2 protein-coding genes and 1 pseudogene are annotated in these 2165 nt (G+C 71.9%); 2 read left to right on the top strand and 1 reads right to left on the bottom strand.

The window, feature by feature from the left end; all coding sequences use genetic code 11:
- Nucleotides 1–126, bottom strand: a pseudogene (locus WA944_RS15795) (hypothetical protein); the annotation flags it as partial.
- A gap of 35 nt (nt 127–161) precedes the next feature.
- Between WA944_RS15795 and hemE the strand changes: the two are divergent.
- On the top strand, nt 162–1226 hold the full coding sequence (hemE, locus tag WA944_RS15790; protein ID WP_526374449.1) for a uroporphyrinogen decarboxylase: 1065 nt from the start codon (nt 162–164) through the stop codon (nt 1224–1226).
- Nucleotides 1223–2165, top strand: a 943-nt coding sequence (locus WA944_RS15785; RefSeq protein WP_526647106.1) for a protoporphyrinogen/coproporphyrinogen oxidase, incomplete at its 3' end; no start/stop codon positions are given. The genes hemE and WA944_RS15785, both read left to right, overlap by 4 nt.

Raw genomic sequence — 2165 nt, 5'->3', positions numbered from 1 at the left:
GATCTCCGGTCGCACGGTGGTGGCATTCATCGCCGCCACCGCTTCACGGAACTGAGCCGGTTCGGCGGTGGTCACGGCGTCTGACGGTAGTCCATTTGTCCAGCTCTTGGTGCAGGCGCGCCGAATCAGGAACCGGACGGGCCATGGCAGCATGGGTGTCGATGAACACGCGCCGCGAGCTGCCTGAATCGCCCTACCTGGCCGCCGTCGCAGGCCGCAAACCCCACCGGGTGCCGGTGTGGATGATGCGGCAGGCGGGGCGGTCACTGCCGGAGTACCGGGCGCTTCGCGCCGAGAACACGATGATGCAGGCCTGTTTCGACGCCGACCTGATCACCGAGATCACCCTGCAACCGGTGCGCAGGCACGGCGTCGACGCCGCGATCCTGTTCTCCGACATCGTGGTGCCGCTGCGGGCCGCCGGGATCGCACTCGACATCGTTCCCGATGTCGGTCCGGTGATCGAGCGCCCCATCCGAACCCGTGCTGACGTCCGGACCGTCGCACCGCTGGACTCCGAGCAGGTGGCCCCGGTGGCCACTGCGATCGGCCAGCTGACCGCCGCGCTCGGCGATGTGCCGCTGATCGGCTTCGCCGGCGCCCCGTTCACCCTGGCGTCCTATCTCGTCGAGGGTGGCCCGAGCCGCAACCACGAGCACACCAAGGCGATGATGTTGGGCGAGTCCGCGACCTGGCATGCGCTGATGACGGCACTGACCGACGTGACGATCGCGTTCCTGCGGACCCAGCTCGACGCGGGCGTGGACGCCATCCAGGTGTTCGACTCCTGGGCCGGCACGCTGTCGCTGGCCGACTACCGCACCTACGTGCTGCCGCACAGCGCCAGGGTGTTCGAGTCACTGGCCGGGTACGGCGTGCCGATGACGCATTTCGGGGTGGGTACCGCCGAGCTGCTGGGCGCGATGTCGGAGGCGGTCTCCGGGCGGGGAGTGCCCGCGGTGGTGGGGGTGGACTGGCGGACGTCGCTGGCCGATGCCGCCGCCCGCGTGCAGCGGAGCTGTGCGCTGCAGGGGAATCTCGACCCGGTGGTGCTGATGGCGGGCTGGCCGGTGGTGCAGCGCGCCGTGCGCGCCGTCGTCGAGGACGGAAGGCGCGCGGTGGACGCGGGCGCTGTCGGGCACGTGTTCAACCTGGGCCACGGTGTGCTGCCCGGTACCGATCCCGAGGTGATCACCGACGCGGTTGCTCTGGTGCACGAGCTGTGACGTCGACCAGGCATCGCCAGTACTGCGTTGTGGGGGGCGGGATCTCGGGGCTCGTCGCGGCATACCGGCTGCGGGTGGCTGTCGGGCCGGACGCGGCTATCACGGTGTTCGATCCCGCCGACCGGCTCGGCGGGGTGCTGCGCACAGAGCGGATCGGCGGGCAACCGGTTGACGTCGGCGCCGAGGCGTTTGTGGCGCGCAGGCCCGAAGTGCCCGCGCTGCTGGCCGAGTTGGGTCTTGCGGGCAAACAGATCTCCACCACCGGTGCGCGCCCGCTGCTCTACAGCGAGGGCCGTCTGCATCCACTGCCCACCGACACCGTCAACGGCATCCCGTCGCGTCCCGAGGCGCTGTCCGGTCTGGTCGACGACGCCACGATCAGGTGGATGCTCGACGAACCCCGGCGCCCCTTCACCTGGCGTACCGGCGCCGACCCGGCGGTGGCCGACCTCGTCGGCGAACGCTTCGGCGAGCAGGTGGTGGTCCGCTCGGTCGACCCCCTGCTGACCGGGGTGTACTCAGGTTCGTCGGCGGCCATCGGCATCCGTGCGGCGGCCCCGACGGTCGCCGCGGCGCTGGATCGTGGGGCCCGCTGCTTGACCGACGCCGTGCGCACTGCGCTGCCGCCACCGCTGACCGGGTCGGTGTTCGGCGCGGTGGACGGGGGTTACACGGTGCTGATCGACGAGCTGGTGCGCCGCTCCGGGCTGCGCTGGGCTCAGGTGGCCGTCCGCAGCGTGGACCGCGCGTCGGGCGGATGGGAGCTGACCGACGACGAAGGCACCCGCTGGCCCGCCGACGCGGTGGTGCTCGCGGTGCCCGCACCGCGGCTGCCCGCCCTGGTTTCCGAGCTCGCCCCGGGTAGCGCGGCGGCGGCGGGCAGTATCCCGGTGGCCTCCGCGGCGGTCGTGGCGCTCGCGTTGCCGGGCGGCACCCCGC

Source organism: Mycobacterium sp. (genome assembly GCF_049683355.1).
Lineage (GTDB): Bacteria > Actinomycetota > Actinomycetes > Mycobacteriales > Mycobacteriaceae > Mycobacterium.
The sequence above is the reverse complement of the archived record's forward strand: the minus strand, read 5'-3'. Positions and strand labels throughout refer to the sequence as shown.